Annotated in this window: 19 protein-coding genes and 1 tRNA gene; 3 read left to right on the plus strand and 17 right to left on the minus strand. The window is 71.8% G+C overall.

Going from position 1 to position 18,791, the window contains the following annotated elements; genetic code table 11:
- Positions 1-3: 3 nt before the first annotated feature.
- Positions 4-618, minus strand: a complete 615-nt coding sequence (locus IF655_RS07940) for a TetR/AcrR family transcriptional regulator (RefSeq protein WP_199583277.1) — start codon at positions 616-618, stop codon at positions 4-6.
- A gap of 171 nt (positions 619-789) precedes the next feature.
- Between IF655_RS07940 and IF655_RS07945 the strand changes: the two genes are divergently transcribed.
- Positions 790-2,418: a class I adenylate-forming enzyme family protein gene (locus IF655_RS07945; protein ID WP_199583278.1), complete on the plus strand. Its 1,629-nt coding sequence runs from the start codon at positions 790-792 to the stop codon at positions 2,416-2,418.
- 85 nt (positions 2,419-2,503) lie between these two features.
- Here the strand turns inward: IF655_RS07945 and IF655_RS07950 are convergent.
- Positions 2,504-2,577, minus strand: a tRNA-Pro gene (locus IF655_RS07950).
- Between the two features lie 124 nt (positions 2,578-2,701).
- Here IF655_RS07950 and IF655_RS07955 point away from each other — a divergent pair.
- Together IF655_RS07955 and IF655_RS07960 are read left to right on the plus strand one after the other, a co-directional pair.
- Entirely contained in the window at positions 2,702-3,445 is a 744-nt protein-coding gene (locus tag IF655_RS07955) for a transketolase (protein ID WP_374100178.1), read from the plus strand.
- 41 nt (positions 3,446-3,486) lie between these two features.
- Complete coding sequence (locus IF655_RS07960; RefSeq protein WP_199583279.1) at positions 3,487-4,395, plus strand: transketolase family protein; 909 nt, start codon at positions 3,487-3,489, stop codon at positions 4,393-4,395.
- Positions 4,396-4,417: 22 nt separating this feature from the next.
- Here IF655_RS07960 and IF655_RS07965 read toward each other — a convergent pair whose 3' ends face one another.
- From IF655_RS07965 to IF655_RS08035, 15 genes are all read right to left on the minus strand, one after another.
- A complete protein-coding gene (locus tag IF655_RS07965) occupies positions 4,418-4,777 on the minus strand; it encodes an MmcQ/YjbR family DNA-binding protein (protein WP_199583280.1) in 360 nt (119 codons plus the stop codon).
- A 30-nt stretch (positions 4,778-4,807) separates the two neighbouring features.
- Entirely contained in the window at positions 4,808-5,380 is a 573-nt protein-coding gene (locus IF655_RS07970) for a GNAT family N-acetyltransferase (protein WP_199583281.1), read from the minus strand.
- Positions 5,377-5,946 carry a helix-turn-helix domain-containing protein gene (locus tag IF655_RS07975; RefSeq protein ID WP_199583282.1) on the minus strand — a complete coding sequence of 190 codons (570 nt, stop codon included), beginning with the start codon at positions 5,944-5,946 and terminating at the stop codon, positions 5,377-5,379. Before IF655_RS07975 ends, IF655_RS07970 begins: the two co-directional genes overlap by 4 nt.
- Before the next feature lie 76 nt (positions 5,947-6,022).
- Positions 6,023-6,940 carry a LysR family transcriptional regulator gene (locus IF655_RS07980; RefSeq protein ID WP_199583283.1) on the minus strand — a complete coding sequence of 306 codons (918 nt, stop codon included), beginning with the start codon at positions 6,938-6,940 and terminating at the stop codon, positions 6,023-6,025.
- A gap of 211 nt (positions 6,941-7,151) precedes the next feature.
- On the minus strand, positions 7,152-8,351 hold the full coding sequence (locus IF655_RS07985; protein WP_199583284.1) for a glycine C-acetyltransferase: 1,200 nt from the start codon (positions 8,349-8,351) through the stop codon (positions 7,152-7,154).
- Positions 8,352-8,416: 65 nt separating this feature from the next.
- Entirely contained in the window at positions 8,417-9,445 is a 1,029-nt protein-coding gene (gene tdh, locus IF655_RS07990; RefSeq protein ID WP_199583285.1) for an L-threonine 3-dehydrogenase, read from the minus strand.
- Between the two features lie 325 nt (positions 9,446-9,770).
- A complete protein-coding gene (locus IF655_RS07995) occupies positions 9,771-10,346 on the minus strand; it encodes a GAF domain-containing protein (protein WP_199583286.1) in 576 nt (191 codons plus the stop codon).
- Positions 10,347-10,474: 128 nt separating this feature from the next.
- Positions 10,475-11,074 carry an ATP/GTP-binding protein gene (locus IF655_RS08000; protein ID WP_199583287.1) on the minus strand — a complete coding sequence of 200 codons (600 nt, stop codon included), beginning with the start codon at positions 11,072-11,074 and terminating at the stop codon, positions 10,475-10,477.
- A complete protein-coding gene (locus IF655_RS08005) occupies positions 11,052-11,423 on the minus strand; it encodes a DUF742 domain-containing protein (protein ID WP_199583288.1) in 372 nt (123 codons plus the stop codon). The genes IF655_RS08000 and IF655_RS08005 overlap by 23 nt, the downstream gene beginning before the upstream one ends.
- 2 nt (positions 11,424-11,425) lie before the next feature.
- The gene (locus tag IF655_RS08010) at positions 11,426-11,860 is read right to left on the minus strand and encodes a roadblock/LC7 domain-containing protein (protein WP_199583289.1); all 435 of its coding nucleotides are present in this window, start codon (positions 11,858-11,860) and stop codon (positions 11,426-11,428) included.
- 95 nt (positions 11,861-11,955) lie between these two features.
- Positions 11,956-14,283, minus strand: a complete 2,328-nt coding sequence (locus IF655_RS08015; RefSeq protein ID WP_242488587.1) for a sensor histidine kinase KdpD — start codon at positions 14,281-14,283, stop codon at positions 11,956-11,958.
- Positions 14,284-14,619: 336 nt separating this feature from the next.
- On the minus strand, positions 14,620-15,477 hold the full coding sequence (locus tag IF655_RS08020; protein WP_199583290.1) for a dioxygenase: 858 nt from the start codon (positions 15,475-15,477) through the stop codon (positions 14,620-14,622).
- A 95-nt stretch (positions 15,478-15,572) separates the two neighbouring features.
- A complete protein-coding gene (locus IF655_RS08025; RefSeq protein ID WP_307814884.1) occupies positions 15,573-16,460 on the minus strand; it encodes a citryl-CoA lyase in 888 nt (295 codons plus the stop codon).
- A complete protein-coding gene (locus IF655_RS08030; RefSeq protein ID WP_199583291.1) occupies positions 16,453-17,652 on the minus strand; it encodes a CaiB/BaiF CoA-transferase family protein in 1,200 nt (399 codons plus the stop codon). Before IF655_RS08030 ends, IF655_RS08025 begins: the two co-directional genes overlap by 8 nt.
- Positions 17,653-17,742: 90 nt before the next feature.
- Positions 17,743-18,585: an IclR family transcriptional regulator C-terminal domain-containing protein gene (locus IF655_RS08035; RefSeq protein ID WP_199583292.1), complete on the minus strand. Its 843-nt coding sequence runs from the start codon at positions 18,583-18,585 to the stop codon at positions 17,743-17,745.
- Between the last annotated feature and the right edge of the window lie 206 nt (positions 18,586-18,791).

Below are 18,791 nucleotides of genomic sequence, written 5' to 3' on the forward strand. Positions count from 1 at the left end.
CCGTCATGGCCGCGCGCCCGCCGTCATCCGTGTCATGGCGCGGTACCGCTCCGCGAGTTCCGGCGGGGAGTGCTCGCCACCGGCGCGATACCACTGCGAGACGCCCGTGCACATGGTGACGATCGCCCTGCCCGCCTCGCGCGGGTAGGGCGTCGTGAAGACCCCCTGTGCGACGCCGCTCTCGACGACGTGGTCCATCAGCCGCTGCTGGCGGTCGCGGGCGGCGATGTAGGTGGCGCGGGCGTCCCCGGTGAGGCTGCGGATCTCGCTGTAGGCGATGAACGCCAGGTCGCGCCGGTGGGCGTGGAACAGCACGAGGCACTCCACGAGCAGGTCGAACCGGCGCCGGACGTCGTCGCCCGCCTCCCTTAGTGCCGCGGTGCTGCGTCGCCACAGGTCGTCCATGGCGTGGGAGACGAGCGCGACGAGCAGCGCCTGCTTGGAGGCGTAGTGGTAGTACAGCCCCGGCACGGAGAGCCCCGCCCGGGACGCCACGGTCCGGATCGTCGTCCCGTGGTAGCCGTGCTCCACGAAGCAGGCGAGGGCGGTCTCGAGGATGGGCGGCAGGTCCCGGTCCGCGTACGTCCGCCACGCCGTCCCGGCATCCGTCTCGGTCACAGCACTCCCCTCGCCCCGGACCCTCGTCCCCTCGGCAGGTCAGTATGCGGCCTCGTCCGGTACGGGACTGCCGCACCCCTTGACACCGCGCTCCCGCCACTCCGATCCTTCACCGAGCGACCGCTCGGTATGCAGCGACTGGCCCGCGTCGGCGGGCGGGAGGGACGACACATGACGGCTCCCGAAAACCCCGCGGCGGGTCTCCCGCGACACGACTCCCTCCTGTCCGCGTGGAAGGCTCGCGTGGCGGGGAACCCGGACGGCGTGGCGCTGCGCTACTTCGACGGGGCGCTGTCCGCAAGGGAGTTGGACTCCGCGACGGACGCCCTGGCCGCCGCGTTCGAAGCCCGTGGAACCAAGCGGGGCGACCGTGTCGGCGTGTATCTCCAGAACGTGCCGGGTTACGTCCTGGCGCTGCTGGCCCTGTGGAAGCTGGGTGCCACGGCGCTGGGGCTCAACCCCATGTACCGGCGGCAGGAGTTGCGCCGGATCGTGGACGACGCCGGGGCGGTGGGGATCGTCTGCGCGGACACCGACGCCGAGGAGACCGTCGGCACCCTGGCGGGCGGCACGGTGCGGTGGACGGTCAGCACCTCGGCGCTGGACTTCCAGTCCCGCGACGACGCCCGGGTCTTCGCGACGGCGGAACGCCCCTCCCCCGCCCCGGACGGCGACCTGAAGGCGCTGATCGAGGAGTTCACCGGCCGCCGCCCCTCCCCGGTGCACCCGGTCCGGGACGACGTCGCGTTCCTGACGTACACCTCCGGTACGACCGGACCGCCCAAGGGCGCCATGAACACCCACGGCAACGTCCTCGGCGTGGTGGCGACCTGCGCGCCGTGGACCGGGGTGAGCGAGGGGGACGTGGTGTTCGCCATGGCCCCGCTGTTCCACATCACCGGCGCGGTGGTCAACGCGGCGCTCTCCCTGCTCACCGACACCACGCTCGTCCTCGCGGGACGGTTCCACCCCGAGATCGCCCTGGAGGCGTTCGCCGAGCACAAGGTGACGTACACGATCGGCTCCATCACGGCGTACAACGCGATCTACGAGCTGCCGCACGCCGGTCCGGAGCACTTCGCGTCGGTGAAGAGCCTGTATTCGGGCGGCGCGCCGATCCCGCCCGCGACCGTCGAGCGGTTCGAGAAGCGGTTCGGCGCCTACATCCACAACGGCTACGGGATGACCGAGACGACGTCCGCCGTCATCGCGGTGCCCGCGGGGCTCAGGGCGCCGGTCCACCTGCCGAGCGGCACCCTGTCCATCGGGATGCCGCTGCCGGGGCTCACCGCCCGGGTGGTGGACCCCGAGGGGCGGCCGGTGCCGCACGGGGAGCAGGGCGAGCTGGAGCTGAGCGGACCGCAGGTGGTGCCCGGTTACTGGGGAAAGCCCGAGGTCACCGAGCTGACGATGCCGGAGGGACGACTGCGCACCGGTGACGTCGCCGTCATCGACGAGCAGGGCTGGGTCTACCTGGTGGACCGGCTCAAGGACCAGATCAACGTGTCCGGCTACAAGGTCTGGCCGCGCGAGGTCGAGGACGCGCTGTACGAGCACCCCTCGGTGCTGGAGGCAGCCGTCGTCGGCCGCCCTGACGAGTACCGCGGCGAGACGGTGGTCGCCTACGTCTCCCTCAAGTCGGGCCTGAGCGCCACCGAGGAGGAGCTGATCGCCTTCTCCCGCGAGCGGCTGGCCGCCTACAAGTGTCCCCGCCGGGCCCACTTCATCGCCGACCTGCCCAAGACCCAGACCGGCAAGATCCGCCGCGCCGAACTCCGCGACACCACTCCGCAGGGCTGACCCGCCGAACCGGAACAGCACCACAACGGCTCAGGGCCGGTCTCGGATCTCTCCGAAACCGGCCCTGAACTGCGACTCTCACGAGTCGGGACGACAGGATTTGAACCTGCGACCCCTTGACCCCCAGTCAAGTGCGCTACCAAGCTGCGCCACGTCCCGATGCCGTTTGACCTGGGGTTTCCCCGGTCGCAACGTGCAGGGAAACAATACCGCACTCGGGTCGGTGGTCGCGCATCCGTAAACGGTTGACCTCAAGTCTGGTCGAGGTTGCACGATCGACGGTATGACGATCACCGCGAACGACCACCGTCCCGGCCGCCGGTCCGACGGCACCCCCGCCGAGACCCCCGGCACCTACGCCGACCTGGACGGACTCATGGGGCTCATGACGGGCGACGAGAAGCACGGTCCGGCCGCCACCTCCACGCTGGACGTGCTGTGGGTGCTCTACGACCGGGTGCTGCGCGTCACGCCGGAGCGGCAGGACGACCCCCGGCGGGACCGGTTCCTGCTGAGCAAGGGGCACGGGCCGATGGCGTACTACGCCGTGCTCGCCGCCAAGGGCTTCGTCCCCGTGGAGTGGCTGCCCGGTTTCGGCGGCTACGACTCGCCGCTCGGCCATCACCCCGACCGGGTGCTGGTGCCGGGCGCCGAGATCGGCAGCGGCTCGCTCGGGCACGGGCTGCCGATCGGCGTCGGGACCGCGCTCGGGCTGCGCGCGCAGGGGCTGCACGACCCGGCCGTGTGGGTGCTGATCGGGGACGCCGAGCTGGACGAGGGCAGCAATCACGAGGCGATCGCCTTCGCCGGGCCCGCCGGTCTCGACCGCCTGCACACGGTCGTCGTGGACAACTCCTCCGCCAGTCACGCGCGGCCCGGCGGGATCGCCGCCCGCTTCGAGGCGGCCGGCTGGTCCGCCGTGACCGTGGACGGGCGGGACCACGACGCCCTGTACGCCGCCTTCACCACCCCGCACCCCGGCCGCCCCCATGTGGTCGTGGCCCATGTCGAGCCGAAGAACGCCTGATCTCCCTGATCTTGTGCTCACCAGTGGAAAGGCCCATCCCCATGGAAACCATGCGTGACCGGTTCGCCCCCGTCGCCTCCCGGTTGCTGGAGGAGGACCCGCGTGTCGCGGTCCTGCTCGCGGAGATCGGCAAGGACGGCTTCTCCGAGGCGCTGCGCGCCCACCCCGACCGGGTGATCAACGTCGGCATCCGCGAACAGCTCCTGATCGGCGCCGCCGCCGGACTCGCGCTCACCGGACTCCGCCCGATCGTGCACACCTTCGCCAGCTTCCTCGTGGAGCGGCCCTTCGAACAGGTCAAGCTGGACCTGGGCCACCAGGACACCGGGGCGGTGCTGGTCAGCGCGGCCGCCTCCTTCGACTGGCCGACGGGAGGCGTCACCCACATGGCGCCCGGCGACATCGCCCTCCTCGACACCCTGGACGGCTGGACCCTGCATGTGCCCGGTCACCCCGACGAGGCGGAGACCCTGCTGCGGCACGCCGTCGCCGCCGGGGACGACAAGGTCTACGTCCGCCTCTCCCTCCAGGCCAACCGTGACCCGCTGACCGTCGACGGGGAGCACTTCCTCACGGTGCGCGAGGGGCGCGCCGGGGTCGTCCTCGCGGTGGGCCCGGTGCTGGACGCCGTTCTCGCCGCGACGAAGGGGCTGGACGTGACCGTGCTCTACGCCACGACGGTACGACCCTTCGACGCGGCCGGACTGCGCCGCGCCACCGAGGCTGCCCGTCCCGACGTGGTCCTCGTGGAGCCGTACCTCGCCGGGACCTCGACGGCGGCTGTCAGCGAGGCACTGTCCGACGTACCGCACCGGGTGCTCGGTCTCGGTGTGGCCCGCCGCGAGCTGCGCCGGTACGGCACGATCGAGGAGCACGTGGCCGCGCACGGGCTGGACGCGGGGAGCCTGCGGGAGCGGATCGGAGCCTTCCTGGCGCCCGCCCGGGTGTGAGGAGCGGCGCCGAGCGGTGTGGTCAGCCCGCTTCGGGCGTTCCCAGTTCCGGGTGAGCCTCCAGCAGCCGGGGCGGAGCCGCCTGGCGCCAGGAGTCGGTGAGGATGGCGCGCAGCTCCGCCTCGTCGTCCAGCGCGGCTATGCGCGCCCGCACCCAGGCGAACTGGGCTTCGTGACCGGCGATCCAGAACTTCTCCGGCTCGGCCAGGACCAGTTCGTCGCGCTCCTCCTTGGGGCAGCGCACGGCGAGGGAGGTCTCCTCCTCGGGCAGCGTGGCGAACATCTTCCCGGCCACCCGGAAGGTCGGCATGCTCCAGGCGGTCTTCTCCGTCACCTCCGGCAGGGACAGGGCGATCCGGCGTACGTCTTCTGCGTCCGTCATGCCACGCACGGTAACCCCTGCCACTGACAGTCATCCCGGGAGCGGATCGAGCCGCTTGTAGTACAGGGTCGTGGGGCGCGGGGTGCCGACCGTGTTCGTGGCGTAGTCCGGGATGGTGCCGACCCGGGTCCAGCCCGCCGTGTCGTACAGCCGCTCGGCGGGGCTGCCGGTCTCGGTGTCGAGGTGGAGGAGGGTGATCCCGCTGGTCGCGGCGGCGTGTTCGGCGGTGGTGAGGAGGCTGCGGGCCAGTCCCTGGCCGCGTGCGGAGGGGTGCACCATGAGCTTGACGACCTCGGCGCGGTGGCGGCCGTTGGGGAGGGTGGAGAAGGCGAGACCGATGGTGCCGACCACGCGGCCGAAACCCGCATCCTCCGCGCGGGCGTCGGCGTCCGTACGGCCGCCGCCATCCACCGCCACCCACACCGCCAGCTCTCCTCGCGCCACCCCGTCCGCCCGCTCGCGCCACCAGGCCGTCGCCCGGGACCGGTCCAGCGGCGCGAGGAAGCCGACCGAGGCACCGGCGGCGACCGTGTCCGTGAGGAGGTGCGCCAACTCGGCGGCGCCGTCCCGCACTTGGGATGCGTCCCAGCGCAGCACGTTCATGGCCGTACCACCGCCAGTACATAGCGAACCTCGTCGGATCCGGCGCAGCGGAACCTCGTCGGGCCGAAGACGCGCATCCGCAGGCAGTCGCCGGTGCCGAGGTGGTGCTCGGTGCCGTCGTCCGTCACGTCGAGCGCGCCGGACAGGACCCACAGGTGTTGTTCAAGACCCGGCACGGGCGGGCGGTCGTAGGCGATGTCGGCGCCGGGCGAGAGCCTGCCCTCGACCAGTTCGCCGCGCAGGGCCGGGTGCGGCGGGGACACGGCACGCCGGACGAAGCCCGAAGTGTGGTCGGCCCACACCTGCTGCCCCTCGGCGCGGACCACCGCGTCCGGTGCGGTCTCGACCTCGCTGAGCAGTTGGGACATCGTGCGGCCGTAGACGTGGCAGAGGCGGTTGAGGACGGCGGCGGTGGCGCTGGTCTCGGCGCGCTCGGTCCGCGAGAGCGTGGAGCGGCTGACCCCGCTGCGCTCGGCCAACTCGTCCAGGGACCAGCCGTGTTGGGTGCGCAGCGCGGACAGCCGGGCGCCGAGGCGGGCGTCGACGGGGTCGGGGTCGTGCCTCATGCCCGGTTGTCCCCTGTCCGGTTGTCTCATATCCGGGACGCTATCCCTGATGTGAGACAGGGGTGTTAAGGGCGCGTCACGCGGTCGAGTCCGCGGCTCGTGCCGCGCAGCCCAGGGCGTCGAGGACCGGGCGGATCAGGGGGTGGTCCTCGGCGCCGCGTCGTACGGCGGCGAAGACGCGGCGGGTGGGGGCGACGCCGTCCACGGGGCGTACGACCACACCAGTGAGGTCCATGCCGCGCAGCGCCGAGCGGGGTACGAGCGCGACGCCCGCGTCCGCCGAGGCCAGGGCGACGACGGCGCGGAAGTCGTCGGAGGAGTGCTCCAGACGGGGCTGGAATCCGGCGCTCTCGCAGGCGAGGACGACCACGTCGTGGCAGGGGTTGCCGGGGTACGGGCCGATCCAGGGGTCCTTGGCGAGGTCCGCGAGGGGGATGACGGGGGCGTCCGCGAGGCGGTGCGCGACGGGTACGACCGCGTCGAACGGCTCGGCGTACAGCGGGACATGGGTGAGGCGCGGGTCGTCGGCGGGCGGCGCGCCCCGGTACTCGACCGTCACCGCGACGTCCACCTGCCGGTCGAGGAGCATCCGCAGGCTCTCGTCACCCTCGGCGTCCTGGACGCGGATGCCGATACCGGGTGCGGAGCGGGCGAGCCGGGTCACGGCGGGCGCCACGACCCCGGCGATGCCGGTCGCGAACGCCGCCAGGGTGACGGTGCCCGCCTCCCCCTTGCCGTAGGCGGCCAGCTCGGCCTCGGCGCGTTCCAACTGGGCGAGGACGAGATTGGTGTGGCCGAGCAGGATCTCCCCTGCCGGGGTGAGCCGTACGCCCTTCGCGGACCGGTCCACCAAGCGGTGACCGGTCTCCTGCTCCAGCGCGGTGAGCTGCTGGGAGACGGCGGAGGGGGTCAGATAGAGCGCGGCGGCGGCCGCCGTGACCGTCCGGTGGTCGGCGACCGCACGGAGGATGTGGAGCCGCCGAGCCTCGATCATGAGGACCATTATCGCAAGGGACCGCATGTTTTCGGCCGCGCCTCGGGATGGGACCGGGGTGGACCCGGGGCGGGACCACAGGGCGGGACCACATGTGCCCGGCCAACAGGTCCGCACGACATCCCCTGTGCGGACAAGACATGTGGCCGCCCCCTACAGCTCGGGGCGGCCACCTGTCTTCAGGCGTGTGCTTCGGCCTTCGGCCGTCGGATCAGCCCTGCAGCGCGGCGCGGGCCGCGACGAAGGCGTCCACCGCGCGGTTGACGTCCTCCGTGGAGTGCGCGGCCGAGAGCTGGACGCGGATGCGGGCCTGGCCCTGCGGGACGACCGGGTAGGAGAAGCCGATCACGTAAACGCCGCGCTCCAGGAGCAGCTCGGCCATGCGGCCCGCCTCTGAGGCGTCACCGATCATGACGGGCGCGATGGCGTGGTCGCCGGGGAGGATGTCGAAGCCCTCCTCGGTCATGCGGCTGCGGAACAGGGCGGTGTTCTCGGCCAGGCGGACGCGCAGGTCGTCGGCGGACTCCAGCAGGTCGAGGACCTTCAGGGAGGCGGCGGCGATGACCGGGGCGAGGGTGTTGGAGAACAGGTAGGGGCGCGAGCGCTGGCGCAGCAGGGCGACGATCTCGGCGCGGGCGGCGACGTAGCCGCCGGAGGCGCCGCCGAGGGCCTTGCCGAGGGTGCCGGTGATGATGTCGACGCGGTCCATGACGCCGTGCAGCTCGGGGGTGCCGCGGCCGGTGGGGCCGACGAAGCCGACGGCGTGCGAGTCGTCGACCATGACCATCGCGTCGTAGCGGTCGGCGAGGTCGCAGATCTCGGCGAGCGGGGCGACGTAGCCGTCCATGGAGAAGACGCCGTCGGTGACGATGAGCTTGCGCCGCGCGCCGCCCGCCGTCGCCTCCTTGAGCTGGGTCTCCAGGTCCGCGAGGTCGCGGTTGGCGTAACGGAAGCGGCGGGCCTTGGACAGGCGGATGCCGTCGATGATGGAGGCGTGGTTGAGGGCGTCGGAGATCACCGCGTCCTCGGCGCCGAGCAGGGTCTCGAAGACACCGCCGTTGGCGTCGAAGCAGGAGGAGTAGAGGATCGTGTCCTCCTGGCCGAGGAACGCCGACAGGCGCGCCTCCAGCTCCTTGTGGACCTCCTGGGTGCCGCAGATGAAGCGGACGGAGGCCATGCCGTAGCCCCAGCGGTCCAGCGCCTCGTGGGCGGCGGCGACCACGTCGGGGTGGTCGGCGAGGCCGAGGTAGTTGTTGGCGCAGAAGTTGAGGACCTCGCCGGGGCGGCCGCCGGCGGTGACGGCGACGGTCGCGGACTGCGGGGTGCCGATGACGCGCTCGGGCTTGTGCAGACCGGCGGCGCGGATCTCGTCGAGGGTGGCGCGCAGGTCGTCGCGCACGGAGTCGAACATGGGGTGGGCTCCTCTGAAGGTGCTGACGGGTGTAGGGGGTGTCGCGGTCCCCGCCGGGTGCGGGGTTACGCGGTCCAGTCGAGGATGACCTTGCCGCCGGTGCCGCTCGCCGCGTCCTCGAAGGCGGCGTCGAAGTCACGGTAGTCGTACCGGCCGGTGATCACGGGCGTGAGGTCGAGACCGCCTTCGAGCAGCACCGACATCGCGTACCAGGTCTCGAACATCTCCCGGCCGTAGATGCCCTTGAGGGTGATCATCGAGGTGACGATCCTGGCCCAGTCCACCGGGAACTCCTGCGACGGCAGGCCGAGCATGGCGATCCGGCCGCCGTTGGTCATGTTGGCGATCATGTCCTGCAGTGCCTCGGCGCGGCCGGACATCTCCAGGCCGATGTCGAAGCCCTCGCGCAGACCCAGCTCGCGCTGTCCGTCCGCGATGGTGGAGTGCGAGACGTTGAGGGCGAGGCTCGCGCCGATCTTGCGGGCCAGCGCGAGGCGCTCCTCGCTGACGTCGGTGACGACGACGTTGCGGGCACCGGCGTGCCGGGCGACGGCGGCGGCCATCAGACCGATCGGGCCCGCGCCGGTGATCAGCACGTCCTCGCCGACCAGCGGGAAGGAAAGCGCCGTGTGCACGGCGTTGCCGAACGGGTCGAAGATGGCGGCCACATCGAGATCGACCGGAACACGGTGCACCCACACATTGGTGGCGGGCAGCACCACATATTCCGCGAACGCGCCGTCGCGCCCCACACCAAGGCCGATGGTGGCCCGGCACAGGTGGCGGCGCCCTGCCAGACAGTTGCGGCACTTGCCGCACACCAGGTGACCCTCGCCGCTGACCCGGTCACCGACGCTGATCTCGGTGACGTCGCGGCCGAGTTCCGCGACCTCGCCGACGAACTCGTGGCCGAGCACGAGCGGGGTGCGCACAGCCTGCTGCGCCCAGCCGTCCCAGTTCCGGATGTGCAGGTCGGTGCCGCAGATACCGGTCCGCATGACCTTGATCAGTACGTCACCGGGGCCCACGGTGGGCTCGGGCACGTCCGTGAGCCAGAGCCCGGGCTCCGCCTTGTCCTTGACCAGCGCCTTCAACGCTACGGCTCCTGAGGGTGAGGCCCGGCCACGCGGGCACACCGAAAGGGGCCGCACCGGGTCGGAGAGGTGGAATCACCCTGCAATCTGCCGTATGCGCGGGTCCGGGTCCATCGAGCTTTTCTTAACCGGAGCCTCAGCTCCGCTTCACGCCTTGCGGGGACTGGGCTCCGGGGCGGACGAGGGGTTTCTATGACCGGTTTGGGCGCGACTCGTTCGGAGCAGCGGTGGGCTTGCCGGGGCGGGGTGCCGCCGGTTCGGGCGGGGTGCCGGTGCCGTTGCCGGTGTGCTGTCGGGGCGGGGCGGGGCGTGCCGTGCCGTTCGTTCAGAGGGGCAGGCCGTCGGTGGCGGACCGTTCGATGCGGCCGGTGAGTTCGACGGCGAGGGCCTTGATGGTGTCCAGGCCCGACTGGCCCCAGGAGCGGGGGGATGTGTCCGCCGCGCACACGGTGCCCAGCACCATGCCGGAGCTGTCGATGAGGGGGGCGCCGAGGTAGGAGCGGATGCCGAGGTCGTCCACGACGGGGTTCCCGGCGAAGCGCGGATAGTCGCGCACGTCCTCCAGCACGAGCGCCTTGCGGCGGACCACCACATGGGGGCAGAAGCCGTGTTCGCGGGGGAGCACCCGGCCGACCTCGGGCCTGGTGCCGTCCTCTCGGACGAGGGGCGCCACGGCGGGACTGCTCAGCCCGGCGAAGAACTGATGCTCCTCGCCGACGAAGTTGACCATGGCGTACGGCGCGCCGGTGAGCAGGGCGAGGTGGTCCGCGTAGACGTCGAGCGCGGGTTCGGGGCGTTCCCCGAGACCCATGCGGCGCAGCTTGGCCGTCCGGGCGGGCGCCTCCTTGTCCTCCGGGGTGAGCAGCAGGCCACGGACACGGCGGGCCGGCTCGTACATCATGACCGGGCTCCGTGGCGGTGGGCGTACCTCATGGGGCGACTCCAGGGCTGTGTGCGGTGGTCACATGTGGGCGAGTCATATGTGGGCGGCGGGGCGGCGCATATGTGGGCTGGATACATGTGTGGCGGTCACATGTGGGCGCTGTGGCGTGGCGCGGGCGCGGGGGTGTGGGCGATGAGATGGCGTACGAGGGTGAGCAGGGTCTGTACGCCGGAGCTGGAGATACGGGCGTCGCACGGCACCACCGGTGTCCCGGGACCGAGGTCGAGAGCCGCGCGCACCTCGTCGGGGTCGTAGCGGAAGGCTCCGTCGAACTCGTTGACGGCGATGATGAAGCCCAGTCCGCGTTCCTCGAAGAAGTCCACGGCGGCGAAGCACTCCTCCAGGCGGCGGGTGTCGGCGAGGACGACCGCGCCGAGCGCGCCCTCACAGAGCTCGTCCCACATGAACCAGAACCGCTCCTGCCCGGGCGTGCCGAACAGGTACAGCACGTGCTCCGGATCGAGGGTGATCCGCCCGAAGTCCATGGCGACGGTCGTCTCGACCTTGTTCTCGACGCCGTCGAGGTTGTCGGTGGCCGCGCCGACCGTGGTCAGCAGCTCCTCCGTGCTGAGCGGCGCGATCTCGCTGACCGCTCCCACGAAGGTGGTCTTGCCGACCCCGAACCCGCCCGCCACCAGGATCTTGAGCGCGGTGGGGAAAGGGTCAGAGCTGTCGTCGTAGTCCATCGAGCACTGCCTCCAGCAGAGACCGGTCAGTGGGGTTGTGGTGGAAGGCGGGGGGCTTGGTGGTGAGCGCCCCGCAGTCGACGAGGTCCGAGAGCAGCACCTTGGTGACGGCGGCGGGGAGTCTCAGGTGCGCGGCGACCTCGGCGACCGTGAGGGGTCCGCGGCACAGGTCGATCGCCTGGGCGTACTCGGGACCGAGGTAGCCGAGCGGGGCGACGCCGGTGGCCCTCACCTGGGAGATGAGGTCCAGGGCGACGGTCGGTTCGGTGCGGCCGTTGCTGACGGTGAACGGTCTGACCAGTCGCCCGGCCGCGTCGTCCAGCCAGGGCCCGTCGCCGGCCGTCGTCACGCTCAATGCCTCGTCGCCGGGGTGTCGGCGGCCTGCTGCCGGGGGGCGGTCACGAGGTACGGGCGGACGCTCTTGACCAGCATCGCCATCTCGTACCCGAGCACGGCGGCGTCGGCCTCGCGGCCCGCGAGCACGGCGAGACAGGTGCCGGAGCCCGCGGTGGTGACGAACAGCAGGGTCGAGTCGAGTTCCACCACGACCTGGCGCACGTCCCCGCCGTCGCCGAACCGGACGCCCGCGCTGCGGCCCAGCGAGTACAGACCGGAGGCGAGCGCGGCCATGTGGTCCGCGCTGTCGGGGTCGAGTCCGTGCACGGACTTCACCAGGCCGTCGCAGGACAGGAGCACCGCGCTGCCGGTGTGGGGAACGCGCTGCACGAGGCCGCTCAGCAGCCAGTCGAGGTCGGTTGCGTGGGCGGTCGGCGCATCGCTCGCCATGGTGGATCGACTCCTTGGGGTACGAAGGTCTGCGGGAGCGCGGAGGTCGCGAAGGTCGCGGATCGGGGTGGTCGCGGGGCTGGGGTGGGGCGGCGTCATGCGGACGGGGGGCTCGCGTCGTGGTGGTCGGGGGTGTGGGGCGGGGTGGTGGGGATGGGGGGTGCCTCCATGGGGGCGGGGGGCTGGTCGGTGGGGGCGAGGAGGGGGAGCGGGCCCGTGTGGGTGGCGGCGGTTGTGTGGTCGGGGGACATGTGCGCCGACTCCGTGTGCGTCGGCTCGACAGCCCCCGGGTCCGCCGCCGCAGGCTCCATGTGCAGTGCCACCATGTGGTCAGCGCCCATGTGGCTGGTGCCCGCTCCCAGGGAGCCAAGCTCCGTGTGCTCCGGCGCCATGTAGTCAGCCGACATATGGCCCGCCCCCATGTGCGGAGCCGCCACATACCCCGGCCCCATGTGCCCCGTAGCCATCCCCACGGCCCCCTCCTCCGAGGGCGCCTCCGGATAGCCGGACCCCGTCGCCTCCATGTGCTGCTGGGTCTCCGCCAGTCCGATCCCGCGCTGGAACGCGGCCATCAGTCCGGGATCGTGGCCCGCGACGGTGTCGCCGTCCTGGCGCGGGGCGGGTCCGCCGCGGAGCTGGGGAACGATGTGTTCCTGGGCGCGCCGTCGGGGCAGCCGGGGCCGCTCCATGGTGCCGCGCACCGCACCGCCGACGCGCGGGGTGGGGAGCGCGCCCATGTTGGCCTCCACCATGGACCGGTCCTCGGCGCTGACGCCGGGCACTGCCTCGGCGGGGTTGGGGCGCCGCTCCTGGGCACCGCGCGTGGGCAACGGAGGCGGTGTGCCTCCACCCCCGCTCGCTCCCTGGGCGTGCCGACCCCGTCCGGAACCCGGCGCCTGCCCGGCGGTGCCTCCACCGGAAGGCGCCGGTCCAGCAGCCCACGTACGACCGCCGGAGCCCCCGCTCTCCCCCGTACCCGAGTCACGCCCCGCGTCACCGCCGACCGCTCCCCCGGGAGCCGTACCCGCACCACGCTCCACACGCGTCGTGTCACCGGGCGCGCTCTCCGCCCCGGACGCGTCATCGGCCGTCGCCCCGGAGACCAGCGAAGGTCGACCGACCGCAGCCGTCAACTCCCCTGGACCAGAAGGAATCTGAGCCTGCCCGACCCCCTCCCCCGCCCCAACAGCACCCGGAACCCCGGACATCACCCCGGGCGCCGGTCCCAGCAGCGCCTGCGGAATCACCAGCACCGCCTGGACTCCGCCGTAGATGTTGGTCTGGAGCCGGACGCCGATGCCGTGGCGGCGGGCGAGTTGGGAGACGACGTAGAGGCCGATGCGGCCGTCGGCGAGGAGGCTGGCGACGTTGACCTGGTCGGGGTCGGCTAGCAGGGCGTTCATCCGGTGCTGTTCGTCCACCGGCATGCCGAGACCCCGGTCCTCGACCTCCACGGCGAGCCCGGAGGTCACGAGGTTGGCGCGCAGCAGTACTTGGGTCTGCGGGGCGGAGAACACCGTGGCGTTCTCGACCAGTTCGGCCAGGAGGTGGATGACGTCGGCGACGGCGTGTCCGCGCAGTTCGCCGTCGATGGGCGGGACGAGTTTGACCCGGGAGTACTGCTCGACCTCGGCGATGGCGGAGCGCAGTACCTCGGTCATGTCGACCGGGTTGCTCCACTGCCGCCGGGAGACGGCGCCGCCGAGCACGGCGAGGTTCTCGGCGTGGCGGCGGATGCGGGTGGCGAGGTGGTCGACGTGGAAGAGCCCCTTGAGCAGGTCGGGGTCCTCGATCTCGTTCTCCAGCTCGTCCAGGATGGAGATCTCCCGGTGCACCAGGGACTGCAGGCGCCGGGCGAGGTTGACGAAGACCTCCAGTTTCTGTTCGCTGCCCGCCTGGCTGGAGAGCTGGGCGGCGCGCACGACGGCGGTGACGGCGCCGTCGTGCGCGCGGGCGAGGTCGGCGGCGAGGAGCTCGAAGTCGTCGGCGTCCTCGGGCGGCCTGCGGCGCGGCTTGCGCTGCGGGGGCGCCTCGCCCTTGCGCAGGGCGTCGACGAGCGTGCGCAGGTCGGCCTCGCCGCGCGCGGCGCCGCGGCGCAGGGCGCCGACGCGTTCTCCGACGGAGCGCGCGGCGCGGTCGGCGGCCACGGCCGCGATGGCGATGCCCGCGGCGGCCACGATCAGGGCTCCCGCGAGAACCGCCCACAGACCGAGGCTCGTCGGCACACGGCTGGAGCGGATGCAGAAGACGACGGCCGCGACCGCGCCGAGCGCGACCGCGATGGGCGGGAGCACGGCGAGTCGCATGAGCTGGGGTCGTATGTGCGTCTCGGGCAGCGCGGGAGCGGGTCGGGCGACCGGTCGCCCGTGCCTGCCGCCCTCCCGGCGGTCGGCACGGTTGGCCGGTGCTCGGAGGTGAGACATCTGCGTCCTCGTACTGGTCCGTCGGGCCTGTCCTCGCGTGGTGCGCCCCGGGAGGGGCACCACGCCTGGCGGTGTCGGCGGCACGGGCCGGGAAATGCCCCGCGTCGTCCGACGGACATTCACGGTAGTTGCCTGCGCATCCGGTCCGATGGGCAGTTGACAAACTCACCCGGCCGACATCCCGCTCTGGTATGAGGCTTCGTACGGCAGACCGATAATCGCGCCGAATTCCCGTACGAAAGACCGGACACAGAGAAAAGAAAACAGTCCGACTCGATCAGAAATTGCCGTCATCGAACAGTGCGGTCGTGACGGGGTTCCGAGGCGGGAGGACGCTCACTCGGGTTGCAGGACGAAGTCGTATGTGGCGTGCAGATACGGCTCGTCGATGGGGTCGCCGTCCGGCGCGGTCCCGGCCGGGTGCTCGGTGAACCGCACGATCAGCGGGTCCTTGACACCGAAGACGACGTCGCTGTCGAGATACTCGCCGCCCTCCTGGAAAAGGTGGGTGATCAGCTTGCGGTGACCGGGCTCGTCGATCAGGAAATGGATGTGCGCGGGCCGGAACCAACTGATGTCCGTGCGGTGGATCAGGTCGCCCACCGGGCCGTCCATGGGAATGGCGTAACCGCGCGGCGCGATGGTGCGGATGCAGTACGAACCGTCTTCGCGCGTAAGGTATTTGGCGCGCAGTCGCGCCTCGTCGATTTCCGGGATCTGTGCCTCGTACGCACCGTCGGCGTCTGCCTGCCAGACGTCGAGCACGGCGCCCGCGAGGGGTTTGCCTCCGGTGTCGGTGACCTTTCCGGTGATGTAGAGCGGGGTTCCGGCCAGACCCTCGGACAGGTCGAACCCGTCGGGCACCGTGGGCGATCCGTCGATGTGGAACGGGCCGAGGACGGTGGCGGGGGTGGCTTCGGGGGCGAAGCGGTTGTTCAACTGGACCACGAGCATGCTCAGTCCGAGCACGTCGGAGGCGAGGATCAGTTCCTGCCGTTTGTCGTCGCAGGTCTGCCCGGCGGCGGTGAGCCACTGGATCGCGGCGGCCCATTCGTCCTCGGTGAGGCGTACCTCCGCCGCGAAGGCGTGCAGATGGCGGACCAGCGCGGTCATCAGCTCGCCCAGGCGCGGGGAGTGGGCGGTGGCCCAGCGCTGGACGGCCAGTTCGGTGATGTTGTCCTCGTCGGCGAACACGGGTGCGGCCCTGCCTCTCTTGTCGCGTGGGCCCGTCCGTCCGGCTGCGGCTCCGTGCGGCGCGGCTCACGGCACGCGGGGGTCGCGGGCGCGGGTCAGTCCTCCGGTCGCGGTCCCGGGTGCGGGGGACGTGCCAGGGGGTCGGGTGCGAACGGGTCGGGGGGTACGGGGGTGTTGTTGAGGTCCACGGACAGGAACACGTCGCGTGCGACCGGGTGGCGCAGTTCCTCGGCGAGTTGACCGATCAGCCCGGCGGTGCGGGCCAACAGGGCGAATCCGCGCAGGAGTTCCAGAGGCAGACCGAGGTCGGCGAGGGCGGCTCCGCAGACTCCGGCTCCGTTGAGGGGCAAGGTCCGGCCGAGGACGTCCGGGTGGACGCGGCCGATGGCGGCGAACAGCGCCAAGTGGGGTCCGAACAGGCCCTCTTCCTCCGCGACGCGCATCAGCTTCGGTGTCCTCGGGTCGCCCTCCTTGTGGACGTGGTGTCCGAGACCGGGGACGAACGCTCCGGCCGCGCGGCTCGCGCGGACCGTTCTCGCCGCGACCTCGTCCCAGCCCTGTTCGTCCGTGGGCAACTCCCCGTCCAGGGAGAGCAGTACGTCGTGGAGGAAACGTCCGGTGTCCTCCGTGACGCCGAGGAAGCGCGAGCCGCCGCCGAGCAGTCCGGCGGCGAGGGCGCCCTGCACGGAGTCGGGCGCGGAGAGGTAGGTGAGGCGGGTGACGATGGCGGTGGGGGTGAAGCCGTGGTCCGCGAGGGCGGCGAGGACCGCTTCGAACACCCTGGTCTCACCGGGATTCGGGCGTCGCTGGGCGGCCAGCCAGAACGCGAGTTCCCCGAAGCCGACCGAGCCCATGATGTCCTCGGCGAGGTCGTGTCCGAGCAGGGTGATGCGGTCGGGGTCGGAGGCGCCGAGGGCGGTGGGGTAGGCGGGGCGCGGGATCTGTCCGGGGGTCCCGTCGCGACCGAACGGCGGCTCAGTCACGGTCGTTCGCCTCGGGCTCGGTCAGCCACTTGCGCAACTCCGTGCCGTGCTCGTCCAGTTCGGGTGGTGGCAGCCGGTACGTGGCCGGGGTGGCGGAGAACCGGATGGGGTGCCGCGTCGTGGGTACGGCGCGCTCGCCCTCGCCCACCTCGACCACCGGGTCGAGTCCGAAGCGTTCGGCGAGGGCGAATCCGCCGTCGATGGTGTTGATGGGTCCGCACGGCACACCGGCGGCGACGAGCAGGTCGAACCACTCCTCCGCGCCGCGGGTCACGAACCGCTCGGTCAGCAGGGGGTGGAGTGCGTCGCGGTGGGCGGTGCGGTCGGCGTTGTGCAGGAAGCGGGGGTCGTCGGCGGTCTCGGGGATGCCCAGCACCGCGCACAGCTTGCGGAACTGACCGTCGTTGGCGGCGGTGACGACGAGGTCGCGGTCGGCGGTGGGGAAGGGCTCGTAGGGGCAGACGCTGGGGTGGGCGTTGCCCATGCGGTAGGGCACGGTGCCACCGGCGGCGTAGGCGGAGCTGTGGTTGACCAGTCCGGTCAGGGCGGAGGAGAGCAGGTTGACCTCGACCAACTGCCCCTCTCCGGTGGCGTCCCGGTGCCGGAGAGCGGCGAGGATGCCGATGGCGGCGTGGTTGCCCGCCATCACGTCGAACACGGAGATCCCGGCGCGGAACGGCGGCCCGTCGGGTTCGCCGGTGAGGCTCATCAGACCGGAGACGGCCTGCACCATGAGGTCGTAGCCGGGCACGTCACGTCCCGCGCCCGAGCCGAACCCGGTGATCGACGCGTAGACCAGACCGGGGTTGCCGCGTCGTACGGTCTCGAAGTCGAGTCCGTACTTGGCCATGCCGCCGGGGCGCAGGTTCTCGATCAACACGTCGGCGCGGCGGACGAGTTCGCGGGCTGCCCCGGCGTCGTGCTCGTCGCGCAGGTCGAGGACGAGGGAGCGCTTGCCCCGGTTGATGCCGAGGTAGTAGGTGGAGACCTCGCCGCGTACCGGGGGCGTCCAGGTGCGGGTGTCGTCGCCGCCGGGTCCCTCGACCTTGATGACGTCGGCGCCGAGGTCCGCGAGGAGCATGGTGGCGTACGGACCGGCGAGGACGCGGGAGAAGTCCGCGACCAGGACCCCGGCGAGCGGACCCGCGCCGGTCGTCGTGGGCGGGGCTTCCGGCTTGGCGCTTCGCGGCATCGACCTCGCCTCTCTGTCCGCTGCACGGACGTTCGTCCGCCCACGGATTCTGAGTCGGCGGCGTCGGAGCGTCAAGGGGGCGGTACGACCTCAAGTGCGCGCTGGCGAAGACCCGTTGGGCAGCTCGGACTCCGGACGCCGGACCGTGTGGGGTGCGGATTCCAGGCGGGCGAAGTCGAGGCTGATCTCGCCCGCCGCCTGGAGGAGGAGCGGCAGATAGTCGTTGACCAGGACCTCCGCCGGGGTCTCGGCGGCGTGTGCGTTGACGTTGACGCTCGCGACGACGCGCCCGGAGCCGTCGCGCAGCGGCGCCGCCACCGAGCGGATGCCGCGGGCGAGCTGCTCGTCGGTCATCGCCCAGCCCCGGGCGCGCACCTCGCGCAACTCGGCCTCCCACTCGGCGCGTTCGGGCTGCCACACGGGGGCGAGACCGGACCGGGTGGGCTCGGCGACGACGCGGACCGCCTCCTCGGGCGGCAGGGCGGCCAGCAGGACCTTGCCGAGCGAGGTGGGCAGCGCGGGGAAGCGGGTGCCGATCTGCACCACGAGGGCGACGACCTTGGGGACGGAGACCCGGGCGACGTACACGATGTCGGAGCCGTCGAGCTGGGCGATGGAGCAGGACTCGTTGGTGCGCTCCACCAGCCACTCCAGATGGGGGCGGGCCACATCCCACAGCCCCATCGACCGGGTGTAGGCCACACCGAGGTCGAGCACACGGGGGGTGAGGGCGAAGCCGTTGTCCTGCTGGCGCACATAGCCGAGTTCGGCCAGTGTCAGGAGGATGCGGCGCGCGGTGGGCCGGGCCAGACCGGTGGCGCCGGCCACGTCGGTCAGCGACATGACCGGCTGCCGGGGCCGGAACGCGGTGATCACCTCAAGCCCCCGGGCCAGCGCCTCGATGAAGTCCGGCCCGGTTCCCTCGCGTGGCATGACAACCCCCTGAGTCCGTGTGCGGCCGACCGGCGTCCGGACGGCGTGTTCTCGCGGAACTGTACGCAGTATTGACACGGCACCGCCCCGCTGAACACCATCGGAGCGGACCGGTTGTCCGCTGTGCGGATAGCTGTACGGAAACCGTGAGGGGGACGGCGTACCGGGGTCCACCAGGCCATTCGCCCGCCGATGAACGGGAGTTG

The organism is Streptomyces sp. DSM 110735 (assembly GCF_016482685.1).
Taxonomy (GTDB): domain Bacteria; phylum Actinomycetota; class Actinomycetes; order Streptomycetales; family Streptomycetaceae; genus Streptomyces.

Coding starts and splice junctions, on each gene's coding strand:
- IF655_RS07945 (WP_199583278.1), top strand. CDS start 790: ATGACGGCTCCCGAAAACCCCGCGGCGGGTCTCCCGCGACACGACTCC.
- IF655_RS07955 (WP_374100178.1), top strand. CDS start 2,702: ATGACGATCACCGCGAACGACCACCGTCCCGGCCGCCGGTCCGACGGC.
- IF655_RS07960 (WP_199583279.1), top strand. CDS start 3,487: ATGGAAACCATGCGTGACCGGTTCGCCCCCGTCGCCTCCCGGTTGCTG.
- IF655_RS07965 (WP_199583280.1), bottom strand. CDS start 4,777: ATGACGGACGCAGAAGACGTACGCCGGATCGCCCTGTCCCTGCCGGAG.
- IF655_RS07970 (WP_199583281.1), bottom strand. CDS start 5,380: ATGAACGTGCTGCGCTGGGACGCATCCCAAGTGCGGGACGGCGCCGCC.
- IF655_RS07975 (WP_199583282.1), bottom strand. CDS start 5,946: ATGAGGCACGACCCCGACCCCGTCGACGCCCGCCTCGGCGCCCGGCTG.
- IF655_RS07980 (WP_199583283.1), bottom strand. CDS start 6,940: ATGATCGAGGCTCGGCGGCTCCACATCCTCCGTGCGGTCGCCGACCAC.
- IF655_RS07985 (WP_199583284.1), bottom strand. CDS start 8,351: ATGTTCGACTCCGTGCGCGACGACCTGCGCGCCACCCTCGACGAGATC.
- IF655_RS07995 (WP_199583286.1), bottom strand. CDS start 10,346: ATGATGTACGAGCCGGCCCGCCGTGTCCGTGGCCTGCTGCTCACCCCG.
- IF655_RS08000 (WP_199583287.1), bottom strand. CDS start 11,074: ATGGACTACGACGACAGCTCTGACCCTTTCCCCACCGCGCTCAAGATC.
- IF655_RS08010 (WP_199583289.1), bottom strand. CDS start 11,860: ATGGCGAGCGATGCGCCGACCGCCCACGCAACCGACCTCGACTGGCTG.
- IF655_RS08015 (WP_242488587.1), bottom strand. CDS start 14,283: ATGTCTCACCTCCGAGCACCGGCCAACCGTGCCGACCGCCGGGAGGGC.
- IF655_RS08030 (WP_199583291.1), bottom strand. CDS start 17,652: ATGCCGCGAAGCGCCAAGCCGGAAGCCCCGCCCACGACGACCGGCGCG.
- IF655_RS08035 (WP_199583292.1), bottom strand. CDS start 18,585: ATGCCACGCGAGGGAACCGGGCCGGACTTCATCGAGGCGCTGGCCCGG.